13 protein-coding genes are annotated in these 16,755 nt (G+C 71.0%); 6 read left to right on the forward strand and 7 right to left on the reverse strand.

The annotated features are described in order from the left end of the window. Positions 1-119: 119 nt before the first annotated feature. Together AC07FT_RS29045 and AC07FT_RS29050 are read right to left on the reverse strand one after the other, a co-directional pair. The gene (locus tag AC07FT_RS29045; protein WP_479178913.1) at positions 120-1,004 is read right to left on the reverse strand and encodes a glycerophosphodiester phosphodiesterase; all 885 of its coding nucleotides are present in this window, start codon (positions 1,002-1,004) and stop codon (positions 120-122) included. Between the two features lie 114 nt (positions 1,005-1,118). Then, the gene (locus AC07FT_RS29050) at positions 1,119-1,319 is read right to left on the reverse strand and encodes a DUF4177 domain-containing protein (protein WP_254742854.1); all 201 of its coding nucleotides are present in this window, start codon (positions 1,317-1,319) and stop codon (positions 1,119-1,121) included. Between the two features lie 144 nt (positions 1,320-1,463). On the opposite strand from AC07FT_RS29050, the gene uvrB reads away from it, so the two are divergent. The 4 genes from uvrB to AC07FT_RS29070 all read left to right on the forward strand — a co-directional run bounded on the left by uvrB (position 1,464) and on the right by AC07FT_RS29070 (position 7,818). After that, the gene (gene uvrB, locus AC07FT_RS29055; RefSeq protein ID WP_479178915.1) at positions 1,464-3,599 is read left to right on the forward strand and encodes an excinuclease ABC subunit UvrB; all 2,136 of its coding nucleotides are present in this window, start codon (positions 1,464-1,466) and stop codon (positions 3,597-3,599) included. Between the two features lie 206 nt (positions 3,600-3,805). Further along, positions 3,806-4,384, forward strand: a complete 579-nt coding sequence (locus AC07FT_RS29060) for a TerD family protein (RefSeq protein ID WP_254742851.1) — start codon at positions 3,806-3,808, stop codon at positions 4,382-4,384. Positions 4,385-4,548: 164 nt separating this feature from the next. Next, on the forward strand, positions 4,549-6,471 hold the full coding sequence (locus tag AC07FT_RS29065; protein ID WP_479178916.1) for a TerD family protein: 1,923 nt from the start codon (positions 4,549-4,551) through the stop codon (positions 6,469-6,471). 333 nt (positions 6,472-6,804) lie between these two features. Next, positions 6,805-7,818 (forward strand): TerC family protein, encoded by a 1,014-nt coding sequence (locus AC07FT_RS29070; RefSeq protein ID WP_431773118.1) that lies wholly within the window; start codon positions 6,805-6,807, stop codon positions 7,816-7,818. A 147-nt stretch (positions 7,819-7,965) separates the two neighbouring features. On the opposite strand, the gene AC07FT_RS29075 is transcribed toward AC07FT_RS29070, so the two are convergent. From AC07FT_RS29075 to AC07FT_RS29085, 3 genes are all read right to left on the reverse strand, one after another. Next, complete coding sequence (locus AC07FT_RS29075; protein WP_479178918.1) at positions 7,966-9,276, reverse strand: MFS transporter; 1,311 nt, start codon at positions 9,274-9,276, stop codon at positions 7,966-7,968. Between the two features lie 114 nt (positions 9,277-9,390). Further along, positions 9,391-10,047, reverse strand: coding sequence for an MBL fold metallo-hydrolase (locus AC07FT_RS29080; RefSeq protein WP_479178919.1), 657 nt, complete (start codon positions 10,045-10,047; stop codon positions 9,391-9,393). Between the two features lie 4 nt (positions 10,048-10,051). Beyond that, positions 10,052-10,780, reverse strand: coding sequence for a maleylpyruvate isomerase family mycothiol-dependent enzyme (locus AC07FT_RS29085; RefSeq protein WP_479178921.1), 729 nt, complete (start codon positions 10,778-10,780; stop codon positions 10,052-10,054). A 225-nt stretch (positions 10,781-11,005) separates the two neighbouring features. Here AC07FT_RS29085 and uvrA point away from each other — a divergent pair, with 225 nt between their 5' ends. Next, positions 11,006-14,041: an excinuclease ABC subunit UvrA gene (gene uvrA / locus AC07FT_RS29090; protein ID WP_479178922.1), complete on the forward strand. Its 3,036-nt coding sequence runs from the start codon at positions 11,006-11,008 to the stop codon at positions 14,039-14,041. Between the two features lie 107 nt (positions 14,042-14,148). Here uvrA and AC07FT_RS29095 read toward each other — a convergent pair whose 3' ends face one another. Both AC07FT_RS29095 and AC07FT_RS29100 read right to left on the reverse strand, forming a co-directional pair. Beyond that, on the reverse strand, positions 14,149-15,108 hold the full coding sequence (locus AC07FT_RS29095) for a carbohydrate kinase family protein (RefSeq protein WP_479178923.1): 960 nt from the start codon (positions 15,106-15,108) through the stop codon (positions 14,149-14,151). A 34-nt stretch (positions 15,109-15,142) separates the two neighbouring features. Beyond that, entirely contained in the window at positions 15,143-16,141 is a 999-nt protein-coding gene (locus AC07FT_RS29100; RefSeq protein ID WP_479178925.1) for a LacI family DNA-binding transcriptional regulator, read from the reverse strand. Between the two features lie 187 nt (positions 16,142-16,328). Here AC07FT_RS29100 and AC07FT_RS29105 point away from each other — a divergent pair, with 187 nt between their 5' ends. Beyond that, entirely contained in the window at positions 16,329-16,754 is a 426-nt protein-coding gene (locus AC07FT_RS29105; protein WP_254742832.1) for a Rieske (2Fe-2S) protein, read from the forward strand. Position 16,755 lies beyond the last annotated feature (1 nt).

Here is a 16,755-nt window from a genome sequence, read left to right on the forward strand (position 1 = left end):
TGTGGGGGGGCCCCTTTGGGGCTCGCCCCTGGTTGCCTTTTGCCTTGTGCGGGGCGGTGCCGGGTCCCACGACGCCTCCCTGGTTACGGTTCCCCCCGGGGGCGCTGTCGGTGAACGGGTCAGCCGATGTCGTCCAGGGCGTCCCGGACCACATCGGGCTTGTTGGTGATGATGCCGTCCACCCCCATCCGCGCCACCGCGACCGCCGACGGACCGTCGTTCACGGTCCAGGTGAAGACCTCCATCGGACGTCCGTGGGCGCCGCGCACCGCGTGGACCGCGGCCACGTACCCGGCGTCGATGGTCCGGTAGCTGGGGTTGATCTGGTCGGCGAACTCCGCGTACTGCGGGAGGTCGCCGACGGCCGGAGTGCCCAGATAGCCGGTGGTGATGTCCGAACGCAGCCCGTGCACCGTCCGCATGGAGGTCGCGTTGAAGCTCTGGATGACCAGCCGCTTCCGGTGCTTGCCGTCGAGCCAGCCCTCCCGCCGCAGCTCCCGCAGGGTCTGGCGCTCGATACCGGGATAGAGCTCCGGGGCCTTCAGCTCCATCAGGAGCTTCTGGTGATTGTCCGAAACCCGGTCCATGTACTCCTCGAGGGTGGGCACGCCCTCCCCCGCGAACTCGGGGGCGAACCAGCTCCCGGCGTCCAGCTTCTCGATCTCGTCGAGGGTGAAGTCGGAGATCTTCCAGGGCGCGCGGTCCGGGAAGAGCTGCTCGACGTCGGTGGTCCGGTCGAGCGTGGTGTCGTGCATGATGACCAGCTCGCCGTCCCTGGTGCGCTGGACGTCGTTCTCCACCCAGTCGATGCCCAGCTCATCGGCGGCGTCCACGGCCGCGAGGGTGTTCTCGGGGGCGTAGGCGGAGGCGCCCCGGTGCGCCACGGTGACCGTGTGGTGGTGCTGCTGCTGACCGGCGGCTCCGGCCGCGGTCATGGGGAGGAGGAAGAGCGCGGACATACCCAGGAGCGCGCCGGTTAACGCGGCGGCGGGACGGATGTGCATACGGACTCCTCGCGTCGGCTGACTCGCGAATCGCTTGCGAACGGCCAGAGGGTCCCAGATGCGCCGTACCCGGGGATAGGTATCGGATGGGGGAAACGGTCCGCGCTGTCCGGATCAGCCGCGCTGGCGTTCGAACGTGACGAGCAGCCCCTCCACGGCGCCCGGCCCGACCCGGCCCTTCACGTCCGCGCTCGTTATGGCCTTCACCCGCCAGCCGTCGGCCGCGTACTTGTTGAGCAGGTCCTCGACCTTGTCGGCGGACATCTTGCCGCCGATCAGACCTTCACGGATCTGGACCACCTTGTACTCGTACATGATCGGTTCCCTTCGTCCCGGAGTCGTCAGGGGCCACCGGGAAGCCATGGGGGCCGCCCGGTGGCCCGTCCGGGCCAGGCTACGGGGTGCCCGCGGCATCCGACCGGCCCGCCGTTGTCAGTGGTGAGTCGTACCGTGGGGGACATGCGGCCCGTAACCCAGATCGAACGCAAGGTGGCGCCCTTCGAGGTCGTCAGCCCGTACCAGCCCAACGGCGACCAGCCCACGGCCATCGCCGACCTCGACCGGCGCATCCGGGCCGGTGAGAAGGATGTCGTGCTCCTCGGCGCGACCGGCACCGGAAAGTCCGCCACCACCGCGTGGATGATCGAGAAGCTCCAGCGGCCCACGCTGGTCATGGCGCCGAACAAGACGCTGGCCGCCCAGCTCGCCAATGAGTTCCGCGAGCTCCTGCCGAACAACGCGGTGGAGTACTTCGTCTCGTACTACGACTACTACCAGCCCGAGGCGTACGTTCCGCAGTCGGACACCTACATCGAGAAGGACTCCTCGATCAACGAGGAGGTGGAGCGGCTGCGCCACTCCGCCACCAATTCGCTGCTCACCCGGCGCGATGTGGTGGTCGTCGCCTCCGTCTCCTGCATCTACGGCCTGGGTACGCCGCAGGAGTACGTGGACCGCATGGTGCCGCTCAAGGTCGGTGAGGAGATCGACCGCGACCAGCTGCTGCGCCGGTTCGTGGACATCCAGTACACGCGCAATGACGTGGCGTTCACCCGGGGCACCTTCCGGGTCCGCGGCGACACCATCGAGATCTTCCCGGTCTACGAGGAGCTCGCGGTCCGCATCGAGATGTTCGGTGACGAGATCGAGGCGCTGTCCACCCTCCACCCGCTCACCGGCGAGGTCATCAGCGACGACCAGGAGCTCTACGTCTTCCCCGCCACCCACTACGTGGCCGGCCCCGAGCGCATGGAGCGGGCGATCTCCGGGATCGAGACCGAGCTCGAGACGACGCTCGCCCGGATGGAGAAGCAGGGCAAGCTGCTGGAGGCCCAGCGGCTGCGGATGCGCACCACCTACGACATCGAGATGATGCGCCAGATCGGCACCTGCTCCGGTATCGAGAACTACTCGCTGCATATCGACGGCCGTGAGTCCGGGTCCCCGCCGCACACCCTGCTCGACTACTTCCCGGAGGACTTCCTCCTGGTCATCGACGAGTCCCATGTCACCGTGCCGCAGATCGGCGCGATGTACGAGGGCGACGCCTCCCGTAAGCGCACCCTGATCGAGCACGGCTTCCGGCTGCCCTCCGCTCTGGACAACCGCCCGCTGAAGTGGGAGGAGTTCCTGGGCCGGGTGGGGCAGACGGTCTATCTCTCCGCCACCCCCGGCCCCTATGAGCTCTCCCGCTCCGACGGGTTCGTGGAGCAGATCATCCGGCCGACCGGTCTCGTCGACCCCGAGGTGGTCGTCAAGCCCACCGAGGGACAGATCGACGACCTGATCCACGAGATCCGCACCCGCACCGAGAAGGACGAGCGCGTCCTCGTCACCACCCTCACCAAGAAGATGGCCGAGGACCTCACCGACTACATGCTCGAACTGGGCATCCAGGTGCGGTACCTGCACAGTGATGTGGACACCCTGCGCCGGGTGGAGCTGCTGCGCGAGCTGCGCGCGGGCGAGTACGACGTCCTGGTCGGCATCAACCTGCTGCGCGAGGGCCTGGACCTGCCCGAGGTGTCGCTGGTCGCCATCCTCGACGCCGACAAGGAGGGCTTCCTGCGCTCCGGCACCTCGCTGATCCAGACCATCGGCCGCGCGGCGCGCAATGTCTCCGGCCAGGTCCATATGTACGCCGACAAGGTCACCCCCGCGATGGAGAAGGCCATCGACGAGACCAACCGCCGCCGTGAGAAGCAGATCGCGTACAACACCGAGCGCGGCATCGACCCGCAGCCGCTGCGCAAGCGGATCGGCGACATCGTGGCCACCCTCGCCCGCGAGGAGATCGACACCAAGGAGCTGCTGGGCACCGGCTACCGCCAGTCGGACCAGGGCAAGGGCAAGGCGCCGGTGCCCGCCCTGGGCCAGCAGAAGGCGGGCAGGAAGGGCGGCAGGGCGGCCGCGGGCCAGGACGGGGCGCTGACCGACCGCCCGGCCGCCGAACTGGCCGAGCTGATCGAGGAGATGACCGACCGCATGCGGGCCGCGGCGGCGGAGCTCCAGTTCGAGGTGGCGGCCCGGCTGCGGGACGAGGTCGGGGAGTTGAAGAAGGAGCTGCGGCAGATGAAGGAGGCCGGGCTCTCCTGACCCGTCCGGTCCCCGGGGCACACCGGACGTCCGGTGTGCCCCGGCCGTGCTCCCGCTGTGTTGCAAGAACGACACAAAAGCCGCTCGCCCGGCTGGAGTACCGGCCCCAGTGCATAGGGTTTTCGCAGGGCCGCACAGATGGGCGGACCAGGGCCGCGCCATGCGCCGGCCACGGGGATTTCGAGAGATGAGAGTAGGGACGGCACGTGACGGTCAACATGTCCAAGGGTCAGGCCATCAGCCTGCAGAAGGCCGACGGGGGCACTCTGACCGCGGTGCGGATGGGGCTGGGCTGGCAGGCGGCGCCCCGCCGTGGGCTGTTCGGATCACGTACCCGGGAGATCGACCTCGACGCCTCGGCGGTGCTCTTCGCCGACCAGCAGCCCACCGATGTGGTGTTCTTCCGTCACCTGGTGAGCGATGACGGCTCGGTGCGCCACACCGGTGACAACCTGGTCGGCGGTGCCGGCCAGGGCGGCGACGACGAGGCCATCCTGGTCGACCTCCAGCGGGTTCCGGTGCACATCAATCAGATCATCTTCACGGTGAACTCCTTCACCGGACAGACCTTCACCGAGGTGCAGAACGCGTTCTGCCGTCTGGTGGACGAGACCAACGGCCAGGAACTGGCCCGCTACACCCTCACCGGTGGCGGTCAGTACACCGCGCAGATCATGGCGAAGGTGCAGCGCGTGGGCAACGGCTGGGAGATGAAGGCCGTGGGCGAGCCCGCCAACGGCCGCACCTTCCAGGACCTGATGCCGCACATCCTGCCGCACCTGTAGGACGCCACTGTCCGTCGGCCCGGTGGCGCATCCGCCCGCCGGGCCGATGTGTTCGGGGCCGCGGCACCGCACCGGGCACCACCGCACCACCCACACCGCACCACACCATCCGTACGCGCCGTACGCGCGACGCGTACGGCGGAACACGACGAGGGGACGCAGCGATGACGGCCGAGCTGGTGCGGGGGCAGAACCACCCTCTGCCCCAGACCCGTTTGGAGATCCGGATCTCGGCGGGCCAACCGATCGTGGCCGGGGCGACACTCGGCGATGAGCAGGGCACGGTGCGCGGGGCGGAGTGGGTCGCGCACCCCGCCTCGCCCCAACTGCCCGGTATCGAGGTGTCGAAGCAGGCCGCGGCGGACCACCGGCTCGCCGTCGACCTCGGCGCGCTGGCCGAGAGCGTCCACCGGGTCACCGTGCTGCTCGCACTGCCGACCGGTGTCGGCGGCCCGGTCAGGTTCGGCGCGCTGGCCGCCCCGTTCACGGCCGTCACCGGGCTGGACGGTGCCGAGGTGGCCAGCTACACCGTCACCGGTCTGGACGCGGAGTCCGCGGTGGTCGCGCTGGAGCTGTACCGCCGCCAGGGCGTCTGGAAGGTGCGCGCGGTCGGCCAGGGGTACGCGGGCGGGCTCGCCGCGATGCTCCAGGACCAGGGGCTGCCGCGGGCCGCCGAACTCGCCGCGGAGATCAACGAGGCGGTGGCCCGGGGCATGGCCCGCTCGGTCGCCCAGCCGCCGCCCCGCCCCGGGGACGACGGACGGGTCCGGACCGCCACCGCGGGCGGCAGCTCCGACCCCGGCCCGGTGCCCGCGCCACCGCAGAGCCCGGCGCCGGCGCAGCCGCCCGCCGGGTCCGGCTCCGGTGGCCCGGTCGACTACCAGCACCCCGGCCGCCGTACGGCCACCCCGCCCACCCCGCCTCCGGCCGTACCGCCGGCCGCGCCCGGTCAGCCCGCCCAGCCGGTCGCGGGCGACGCCTCCGGCTGGACGATGGACGAGCGGCTCTACAACCAGGTCTGGGGGATGTTCGAGGACCTGGCCCGCACCGCCGCGGCATACCGCAGCGCCGTGGACTTCGCGGACTCCCGGATGGAACAGGAGCTGGACCGGGTGCTCTCCGATCCGCGCTCCCGGATCGGCACCGCCGCCGACACCGCCCGCACGGACGCCAGGGCCAAGCACACCGCCCTGGTGGACCAGGCCCGTGCCGCACTCGACCGCGACCTGGCGCAGCTCGCCGCCGAGGCCGAGGTGGTCGAGCCCGCGCTGCCACCCGCCTACGCCCGCTGGGACGGCCCGGTCTGGCACGGCTACCAGGCGCCGATGGAGATCCCGATGGCGCTGCGTCTGGGCGATCTGCACCTCCCCGAGCGCACCGATCTGCGGATCCCCATGCTGGTGCGGCTGCCGCTGGAGCGCGGGCTGTGGATCGACGCCGGGCGCAGCGGCTCGGTGGAGGGGGCGATGCTGGACTCCGGGAGTCTGCGCACGCTGGCCTCGGACACCGCGGTGGCCATCGCCGCCCGGCTGCTGGCCGTCTATCCGGTGGGGGAGTTCCAGCTCCAGGTGATCGACCCGGCCGGATCGGCCTCGGCCTCGTACGCTCCGCTGCTGGAGTCGGGCGCGCTGCGGCCCCCGATGGCCGGGGCCCAGGGTGTGACCGCGACGCTCGCCGCACTCACCCGCCGGGTGGACCTGGTGCAGATGGCGGTGCGCAGCGGCGCCGCGGACGCGCTGCCGCCGGATCTGGACACCGCCGAGCAGCTGTTGATCGTGCACGACTTCCCGCACGGCTTCGACGACCGGGCGGTGACCCAGCTGCGCTATCTGGCGGACGAGGGGCCCTCGGTGGGCGTGCACCTGATGATGGTGGCCGACCGGGAGGACGCCCGGGAGTACGGACCGGTGCTGGACCCGCTGTGGCGGTCGCTGCTGCGGCTCACCCCGGTCGCCGACGACCACCTCGCCGACCCCTGGGTGGGGCACGCCTGGACCTATGAGCCCTCGCTGGTCCCGGCGGGCAGCCGGGTGCTGTGGCAGGTGATGGGACAGGTGGCCCGCGCCAGGGAGGCGTACGGCCGCTGACGCGGCGCGCTCCGCGACGACATTCCGCGGGAACACCCGCGGTGATCCGGTGATCCGGTCACCGCGGGTGTTCTCCGCGTTGCGCAAGGACTTGGTAAACCCGCCTGACCTGGCATTTTGCCTTTTTCTTTACTCTTCCATGGGTATTCCTGTACTCTCGTTCCAGCGGAGGGGAGTACTCCCGAGCGGTGTTCCCGTCACCACGGATCGTGACCGGTCTCCCATGAGACCGGAGCCAGGATCCCGGGGCACCGGCCCGGTGCGTCAGCACGGGCGGAGGAGACCTCCGGCAGCGACACGCTGAAATTGCCGCACACATGCCGGAGGAACTCTGTGGATGTCTCCCTGACCGTGTGGGCCCTGACCATCGCCGGTCTCAGTGCCCTCATCGCCGTCGACTTCTTCATCGGCGGCCGCAAGCCGCACGAGGTCTCCCTCAAGGAGGCCGGGATCTGGACCACCGTCTGGATCGTCCTCGCCGCGCTCTTCGGCGTCGGCCTGTTCCTCTTCGCGGGCGGCCAGCCGTCCGGGGAGTTCTTCGCGGGCTTCATCACCGAGAAGTCGCTGAGCGTCGACAACCTCTTCGTCTTCGTCCTGATCATGGCGAAGTTCGCGGTGCCCACGATCTACCAGCAGCGTGTGCTGATGGTCGGCGTGCTGATCGCGCTGGTGCTGCGGGCGGTCTTCATCGCCGGTGGCGCGGCGATCATCGCCAGCTTCTCCTGGGTCTTCTACCTCTTCGGCGCGTTCCTCATCTGGACAGCCTGGAAGCTCATCCAGGAGGCGCGGTCCGGTGACGAGGACGAGGAGTTCGAGGAGAACCGCCTGCTCAAGGCGGTGGAGCGGCGCGTCCCGTCCACCGACAAGTACCACGGCACCAAGCTGTTCATCCGGGAGAACGGCAAGCGGCTGATGACCCCGATGCTGATCGTGATGCTGGCGATCGGTACGACGGACGTCCTGTTCGCGCTGGACTCGATCCCCGCGATCTTCGGTCTCACCCAGGACCCGTACATCGTCTTCACCGCCAACGCCTTCGCCCTGATGGGTCTGCGCCAGCTGTACTTCCTCATCGGCGGACTGCTCAAGAAGCTGGTCCACCTCTCGTACGGCCTGTCGGTCATCCTCGGCTTCATCGGCGTGAAGCTGGTGCTGCACGCGATGCACGAGTCGGGGGTGCATGTCCCCGAGATCAGCATCCCGGTCTCGCTCGGCGTCATCTGCGCGGTGCTCGCGGTCACCACGGTCACCAGCCTCTACGCCTCGAAGAAGCAGGCCGCGGCGGAAGCCGGAGCCACCCCCGCGGCCGACGACCAGAAGCGGGAGAAGGACAGCGTGGACGTCTGACCCACGCGGGGGCGCGCCCCGTCCCGCGCGCCCCCCGTCCAGCTCCCCTCACCAGGCGCGCAACTCCGACGCACCCGGTGCGGGCGCCCCGCCCGGCGCCCACTCCGACGCACCCGGTGCGCGCGCCCGGGACAGGCGCCCCCTCCATCAGGCGGGCGCCTCTCCTGTCTCCAGGGGCCGCGCGGCCGACCGCTCCGCCACGGGGTGGTCGGCCGTCGGCCGTGTCTCGGGCAGCAGCAGGAAGCAGCCCAGGCTGAGCAGGGCCACCGCGGTCAGATAGCCGGCCACGCCCCACGGCGGGCCGTCGTCATGCGACACCGCCGTGGCCACCACCGGGGTGAGCGCGCCGCCCAGCACACCGCCCAGGTTGTAGCCCACCGAGGCACCGGTGCAGCGCACCCGCGCCTCGTACAGCTCCGGCAGATACGCCGCGATCACGGCGAACACGGTGATGAAGCCGAGCAGCGCCACCGCGAAGCCCAGGAACATCAGCGGCGGCTCCCCGGTGCGCAGCAGCGCGATCATCGGGAACATCCAGACCACCGTGGCCGCACAGCCCGCCAGACACATCGGCCGCCGTCCGAGACGGTCCGCCAGATGGGCCGCCAGCGGGGTCAGGGCGCCCATCACCGCCACCGCCGCCATGACACAGCCCAGCATCACCGTGCGGTCCACTCCGAGCCGCTCCGTGCCGTACGCCAGGGACCAGGTGGTGACGGCGTAGAACACCGCGTACCCGACCGCGAGGCCGCCCGCGGTGAGCAGCACCAGCCGCCAGTGGCCGCGCACCACCTCGGCCAGCGGCGCGGTGGCCCGCTCACCCTGCTCGGCCAGTTCCCGGAAGCGCGGGGTCTCGACCAGCCGGGTCCGCAGCAGCAGCCCGGCGCCCGCCAGCACCCCCGCCGCCCAGAACGGCACCCGCCACCCCCAGGAGCGGAACTCCGCGTCGCTCAGCCCCGCCGACAGCGCCAGCATGATGCCGTTGGCCAGCAGGAACCCGATGGACGGGCCGATCTGCGGAAAGCCCGCCCACAGCCCGCGCCGCCGGGCGGGTGCGTGCTCGGCGGTCAGCAGCACCGCACCGCCCCATTCACCGCCGACCCCGAGGCCCTGGAGGAAGCGCAGGAACAGCAGCAGGGCGGGGGCGGCGATCCCGATCGAGTCATAGGTGGGCACGAAGCCCACCGCGACCGTGGCCACACCGGTCAGCAGCAGTGAGGCGACCAGCACCGGCCGCCGCCCGTGGCGGTCCCCGAGCGGTCCGAAGAGCAGGGAGCCGAGCGGCCGCGCGACGAAGCCGACGGCGAAGGTCGAGAAGGCGGCCAGGGTCCCGGCGAGCGGCGAGAAGGTGGGGAAGAACAGCGGACCGAGGACGAGGGCCGCGGCGGTGCCGTAGGCGAAGAAGTCATAGAACTCGATCGCGGTACCGGCCAGGGACGCGGCCGCGAGTCGGGCCATGGACGGGGAGCGGTCAGTGCGCACACCGGGCCAACCGCCGTCGTCCGCGGCCGGTTACGGGGCGGACGACGGCGCACGGAGGGGCCGGGGGCGACGACGGCGCGCGGCGGGGTGCTACCAGCTGCGCTCGCGCCACTCGCCCAGCTGCGGGCGCTCGGCGCCGAGCGTGGTGTCGTCGCCGTGGCCGGGGTAGACCCAGGTCTCGTCCGGCAGCCGGTCGAAGAGCTTGGTCTCGACATCGTGGAGGAGGCTCTCGAACGCCTTCGGATCCTTCCAGGTGTTGCCGACCCCGCCCGGGAAGAGGCAGTCGCCGGTGAACACATGGGGGTGGCCGTGCGGGTCGTCGTAGACCAGCGCGATGCTGCCCGGGGTGTGGCCGACCAGATGGCGGGCGGTCAGCTCGACCCGGCCGACGCGCAGCGTGTCACCGTCCTCCACCAGGACGTCGGTGGCGACCGGGATGCCCTCCGCGTCGTGGCGGCCCGCGTACGTACGGGCGCCGGTGGCCTCCTGCACCTCGCGCAGCGCGCCCCAGTGGTCCTGGTGGCGGTGGGTGGTGACCACGGAGGCGATCCCGCTGTCGCCGATGAGCGAGAGCAGGGTGCCCGGGTCGGCGGCGGCGTCGATCAGCATCTGCTCGTCGGTGGACCGGCAGCGCAGCAGATAGGCGTTGTTGTTCATGGGGCCGACCGCGACCTTCGAGATCATGAGATCGGTCAGTTCGTGCACGTCCGCCGGTCCGCCGACCGTCACCGCTCCGCTGTAGGTCATGGCCTCAGCCTAGTGGCGGGAGCACCGGCGGGGGGCCGTCCGCACAGGAAAGATCAGCCCCGTCCGTACGGCCGGTGAGCCAGCCCAGCAGGGCGGCCGGGGAGCCGCTGACGGTCACCGGGATCTCGCCCGGCGCCGGGTCCCGGCCGGTCCGCCGCCCGGCGCCCGCGCCCGGGACGGTCAGGAGCAGCGGGGGAATACCGGGGTGCCCCGCGAACCTTGAAGAGATGAGGACGTCGAGCTGGCGCTCGACGAACCCGGCCGGCAGGTCCGCCACGGTGCGGCCGACGGCGAGGTCGACATGGTGCAGCTCGACCTCGGCGAGGCGGCGCAGCGGCAGCCGGGCGGCCGGTTCGCGCACACCGCCGCGCAGGGTGACCTCGCGGGACCGGAGCTCCTCCGGGAGCGCCGCCACCGCGGTGTCGAAGCGGGCGGCCGTGGTGCGCAGGTCCGCCAGATGGACCGGGAGCGGACGGGCGGCGTCCCGTGCGATCTCGGCGTCCCGGGCCTCCTCGCCGCGGTACATCGGGATGTCCTCGCCGGTCAGTGCTCCGGTGACCAGGTTCACCAGGGCGTCGGCGTTACGGGCCAGGTGCGCCAGCACATGGCCGCGGGTCCAGCCCGGAAGGGCGGAGGGCCCGGCGAGGGCGGCGTCGTCCAGCCGGGCGACGGCCGTCAGCAACCGGTCCGTCGCCTCGGTGACGTCGGCGGCGTCGCGTGCGTAGTCGCTCATGGCCCGACCGTAGTGTCCGCCACACGATCGGGTGAACCCGGCTCACTACACCGGCAAATCGAATGTGCGTGCTATAGGCTCGGTGTGCTGCATCCTTAAGACACCGCCGTGGTGCCCCCATACTCTTGGTCTGGGGGCTTCGCTCCGCTCCGTACCCGCCCGACGCGGGGAGCCCTGGGAGCGGGCCCGGCGCACCCGTCTCTCTCAAGAAAGGTGCCGACCGGCGTGGCCGACCGTCTCATCGTCCGTGGCGCTCGCGAGCACAACCTCAAGAACGTCTCGCTCGACCTCCCGCGTGATTCCCTCATCGTCTTCACCGGACTCTCCGGGTCGGGCAAGTCGTCCCTCGCGTTCGACACGATCTTCGCCGAGGGGCAGCGCCGTTACGTCGAGTCGCTCTCCTCCTACGCCCGCCAGTTCCTGGGCCAGATGGACAAGCCCGATGTGGACTGCATCGAGGGTCTTTCCCCGGCGGTCTCCATCGACCAGAAGTCCACCTCGCGCAATCCGCGCTCCACGGTCGGCACCATCACCGAGGTCTATGACTACCTCCGGCTGCTGTTCGCCCGGATCGGCAAGCCGCACTGCCCCGAGTGCTCCCGCCCGATCGCCCGGCAGTCGCCGCAGGCGATCGTGGACCGCGTGCTGGAGCTGCCCGAGGGCAGCCGCTTCCAGGTGCTCTCCCCGCTGGTGCGCGAGCGCAAGGGCGAGTTCGCCGACCTCTTCTCCGACCTCCAGTCCAAGGGGTACAGCCGGGCCCGGGTGGACGGCACCACCGTCCAGCTCACCGACCCGCCCAAGCTGAAGAAGCAGGAGAAGCACACCGTCGAGGTGGTCATCGACCGCCTCACCGTCAAGGACAGCGCCAAGCGGCGGCTCACCGACTCGGTGGAGACCGCGCTCGGGCTCTCCGGCGGCATGGTCATCCTCGACTTCGTGGATCTCGACGAGGACGATCCGCAGCGCGAGCGGATGTTCTCGGAGCACCTCTACTGCCCGTATGACGACCTGTCCTTCGAAGAGCTGGAGCCGCGCTCCTTCTCCTTCAACTCACCGTTCGGCGCCTGCCCGGAGTGCACCGGTATCGGCACCCGGATGGAGGTCGACCCCGAGCTGATCGTCCCGGACGAGGAGAAGTCGCTCGACGAGGGCGCCATCCACCCCTGGTCCCACGGTCACACCAAGGACTACTTCGGACGGCTGGTCGGCGCGCTCGCCGACGCGCTGGGTTTCCGCACCGACATCCCCTGGGCCGGGCTGCCGCAGCGGGCCAGGAAGGCGCTGCTCAACGGGCACAAGACGCAGATCGAGGTGCGCTACCGCAATCGCTACGGCCGTCAGCGCGCCTACACCACCGCCTTCGAGGGGGCGGTGCCCTTCGTCAAGCGGCGCCACTCGGAGGCGGAGAGCGACTCCAGCCGGGAGCGCTTCGAGGGCTATATGCGCGAGGTGCCCTGTCCGACCTGTGAGGGCACCCGGCTGAAGCCGATCGTCCTCGCGGTCACCGTGCAGGGGCGGTCCATCGCGGAGGTCTCCGCGATGTCGATCAGCGACTGCGCCGAGTTCCTGCGGGACATGAAGCTGACCGCCCGTGAGAAGACCATCGCCGAGCGGGTCCTCAAGGAGGTCAACGAGCGGCTGCGGTTCCTGGTCGACGTCGGTCTGGACTACCTCTCGCTCAACCGCGCGGCGGGCACCCTCTCCGGCGGTGAGGCCCAGCGCATCCGGCTGGCCACCCAGATCGGCTCCGGTCTGGTCGGTGTGCTCTATGTGCTGGACGAGCCGTCGATCGGTCTCCACCAGCGCGACAACCACCGGCTGATCGAGACGCTGGTGCGGCTGCGAGACCTGGGCAACACGCTGATCGTGGTGGAGCACGACGAGGACACCATCAAGACCTCGGACTGGGTGGTGGACATCGGCCCCGGTGCCGGTGAGCACGGCGGCAAGGTGGTCCACAGCGGACCGCTGAGCGAGCTGCTGGTCAACGAGGAGTCGATGACCGGGCACTATCTGTCCGGCAAGAAGGCCATCCCGCTGCCCACGACGCGGCGGCCGATGGACCCCAAGCGGCGGCTGACCGTCCACGGTGCCCGGGAGAACAACCTCCAGGACATTGATGTGTCCTTCCCGCTCGGGGTGCTCACCGCGGTCACCGGTGTCTCGGGCTCGGGTAAGTCCACCCTGGTCAACGACATCCTCTACACCCATCTGGCGCGTGAGCTGAACGGTGCGCGGGCGGTCCCCGGGCGTCACACCCGGGTCGCCGGTGATGACCTGGTGGACAAGGTGGTGCACGTCGACCAGTCGCCGATCGGCCGCACCCCGCGGTCCAACCCGGCCACCTACACCGGTGTCTTCGACCATGTGCGCAAGCTGTTCGCCGAGACGATGGAGGCGAAGGTGCGCGGCTATCTGCCGGGCCGCTTCTCCTTCAACGTCAAGGGCGGCCGCTGCGAGAACTGCTCCGGTGACGGCACCATCAAGATCGAGATGAACTTCCTGCCGGATGTGTATGTGCCGTGCGAGGTCTGCCACGGCGCGCGCTACAACCGGGAGACCCTGGAGGTGCACTACAAGGGCAAGTCCATCGCCGAGGTGCTGGACATGCCGATCGAGGAGGCACTCGACTTCTTCGAGGCGGTGCCCACCATCAGCCGCCATCTGCGCACGCTCAACGAGGTGGGGCTGGGTTACGTCCGGCTCGGGCAGCCCGCGCCCACCCTCTCCGGCGGTGAGGCCCAGCGGGTCAAGCTGGCCAGCGAGCTCCAGAAGCGGTCCACCGGGCGCACGGTCTACGTCCTGGACGAGCCGACCACCGGTCTGCACTTCGAGGACATCAGCAAGCTGATCAGCGTGCTCTCCGGACTGGTCGACAAGGGCAACACGGTGATCGTCATCGAGCACAACCTCGATGTGATCAAGACGGCCGACTGGGTCGTGGACATGGGTCCCGAGGGCGGCAGCGGCGGTGGTCTGGTGATCGCCGAGGGCACCCCGGAGAACGTGGCCTCCGTCCCGGCCAGCCACACCGGGAAGTTCCTGCGGGACATGCTGGGCGACCGGGTGAGTGACGCGGCGGTGCCCGCGGCGCGCAACGGCGGTCAGAACAGCGGTGCCGCGAGGAAGACCGTGGCGAAGAAGGCGCCCGCCAAGGCGGCGGCCAAGAAGACCGCGGCCAAGAAGACCGCCACGGCCAAGACCGCCGCCAAGAAGACCCCGGCCAAGAAGGCCCCCGCCAAGAAGGCGGCGGGCAAGTAGGCGGGCAGGCACCCGTACAGACCCGTGGCCCGGGCCGCCGTAGGGAACGGCGGTCCGGGCCACGGGCGTTGAGTCCACCGGAGCCTCGGCGGGACGGCTCCCGGGCGTCAGCCCAGCTCGGCGGCGTACGGCGGTTCTGCCCCCGCGCGCGAGCAGGTGAGCGCGGCGGCCCGGGCCGCGAAGCCCAGCACATCCCGCCAGACCGTCTCGTCCAGCGCGGCCAGCGCGGACGCCGACAGCGCGTCATGCGCGGCGAGCCGGTGCAGCAGTGCGGCGTTCACGGTGTCGCCCGCGCCGATGGTGTCCACGATCTCCACCCGCTCACCCGGCACCGCACAGCCACCGCCGTCCCGGAGCCGCACACTCATCCCGTCCCCGCCCCGGGTGAGCACCACCGCGGCCGGACCCGCCGCCAGCCATGCGGCTATGGCCTGGTCCAGATCGTCGGAGCCCGCCAGCCAGACCGCGTCCTCGACCGACAGCTTCAGCAGCCCGACATACGGCAGCCAGTCACGGAAGCGGGCCCGGTAGGCGTCCGGGTCCGCGATCAGTCCGGTGCGGATGTTGGGGTCCAGCGCGGTGAACACCCCGCGCCCCGCCTCACGCCGCAGCAGCGCCTCATACGCGCCCGCGCCCGGCTCCAGCACCAGTGAACAGGTGCCCAGCGACAAGGCGGTGACCCCGTCGGGCAGCGCCCCGGGCAGCTCGAACAGCCGGTCCGCGGTGCCCTCCACATAGAAGCCGTAGCCCGCCGAACCATCCGGGCCGATCGAGGCGACCGCGAGGGTGGTGGGCTCCGGGCCGCGCTGCACCAGCGCGGTGTCCACCCCGTCCGCCCGCAGCCCGGCCAGCAGCGCCTCGCCGAAGCCGTCGGTGGACACCCGTGAGCAGAACGCGGTGGGCGAGCCCAGCCGCGCCAGCGCCATCGCGGTGTTGTACGGGCCGCCACCGCGCCGGGGCAGCAGCGCGGGCAGCTCACCGCCGGGCGGTGTCGTACCCCCCGCCGCGCCACCGGGCGCACCACCGGGCACGAGGTCGATCAGGGCTTCTCCGGCGACGACGATCACGGGTCGGATCCTTTCCTGGTGCGGACCGGGGTTCTCAGGCGGCACAGCCGCAGGAGGTGCGATGGACGAAGGAACAGGGCAGCCGGACGGTCCGGGGCGCCCGGTCGGGGTCCGCCAGCCGGTCGAGCAGCAGCTCCAGCGCGGTACTGCCGATCTCCCGGCTGGGCTGGGCGATGGCGGTCAGCCCGGGGGAGAACACATCGGCCCAGGTGAAGTCGTCGAAGCAGACGAGCGCGAGGTCGTCCGGGACCGCCAGCCCCGCCGACCGCAGGGCGCGCAGCGCGCCGATGGTCATGGTGTTGTTCGCGGTGATGACCGCGGTGGGCGGCCGGGGGAGGGCGAGCAGCCGGTGGGTGGCCTCCTCGGCACCCCCGGCCTCGGAGTGGCCACCGGCCAGCAGTTCGGTGGCGAACGGCAGCCCGCGCGCGTCCAGCCCGGCCCGGTACCCGGCGATCCGCTCGGCGCTGGTGCTCAGCCCCGGCTCCCCGGCGACCAGCCCGATCCGGGTGTGGCCGAGGTCGGCGAGATGGTGCACCAACTGCTCGACAGGGGCGGCGTTCTCGGCGCACACCTGGTCATGGCCGTCGCCCACCAGCCGGTCGAGGAAGACCGCGGGCACCTCGTGTCTGCGCAGATAGTCCACCAGCGCCGACGGTTCGGCGGACGGTGCCACGATCACACCGTCCACCCTCCGCTCGTGGAGCAGTTGGACCACCGTGCGCTCATGCGCGGGGTCGTCATGCGGATCGGCGATCAGCAGGCTGTAGCCGTGCGCGAGGGCACGGGCCTCGACGCCCTGGAGGATCTCGGTGAAGTACGGATTGCTGATCGCCGAGACGGCCAGTCCGATCGACCGGGTGCGCGCGGTGACCAGGGAGCGCGCGAGGGTGTTCGGGGTGTAGCCGAGAGCGTCGATGGCGTCCAGCACCGCCTGACGGGTGTCCGGGCGCACCGGCCGGGTCGCGTTCAGCACATGCGAGACGGTCGCCACGGACACGCCCGCACGCCGGGCCACATCCGCCATGGTCGTCATCCGCCGTCCCTCTCTCCGCTCCCGGTCCCAGCCGCCCTGCCGGGGGAACGTACACCACGGCAGGGTACGGCGTAAACGTTTGCGCAAGCGTTTGCGTCCTGCCTGCCGCCACGGACGACCGCGCTGCGTGGCCGAGGGATCTGTACCGGTATCGTCGTGGTGCCACGACCCTCACCAGGAGCCCGCCATGAGCAGCCAGCCCGCATCCCGACGAACCGTGCTGTGCGGAGCCGCGCTGGCCGGTGCCGCGGGCCTCGGGGTCACCGCCTGCTCCGCGGGCGGCGGCGGTACGAAGGCCCCCGTCACCCCCACCGCCCCCGTCGACCTCGGCGCGGCCGACGCCGTCCCGGCCGGCGGCAGCAAGCTCTACCGCGAGGACCGGCTGGTGGTCGCGCGGGACGCGGACGGTGCGTACACGGCGTTCAGCGCGGTGTGCACGCACGCCGGATGCGTCGTGGACGCGGTCGAGGGCAACAAGATCAGCTGTTCCTGCCACGGCAGTGAGTTCGACGCCAGGACCGGCAAGGTCCTCCAGGGTCCGGCCACCCAGCCGCTGCCCTCCGTCCCGGTCAGGGCCAAGGGCGGAAAGCTGGTCGCGGGCCCGGACGCCTGAG

It is taken from the genome of Streptomyces sp. NPDC045899, assembly GCF_056431485.1.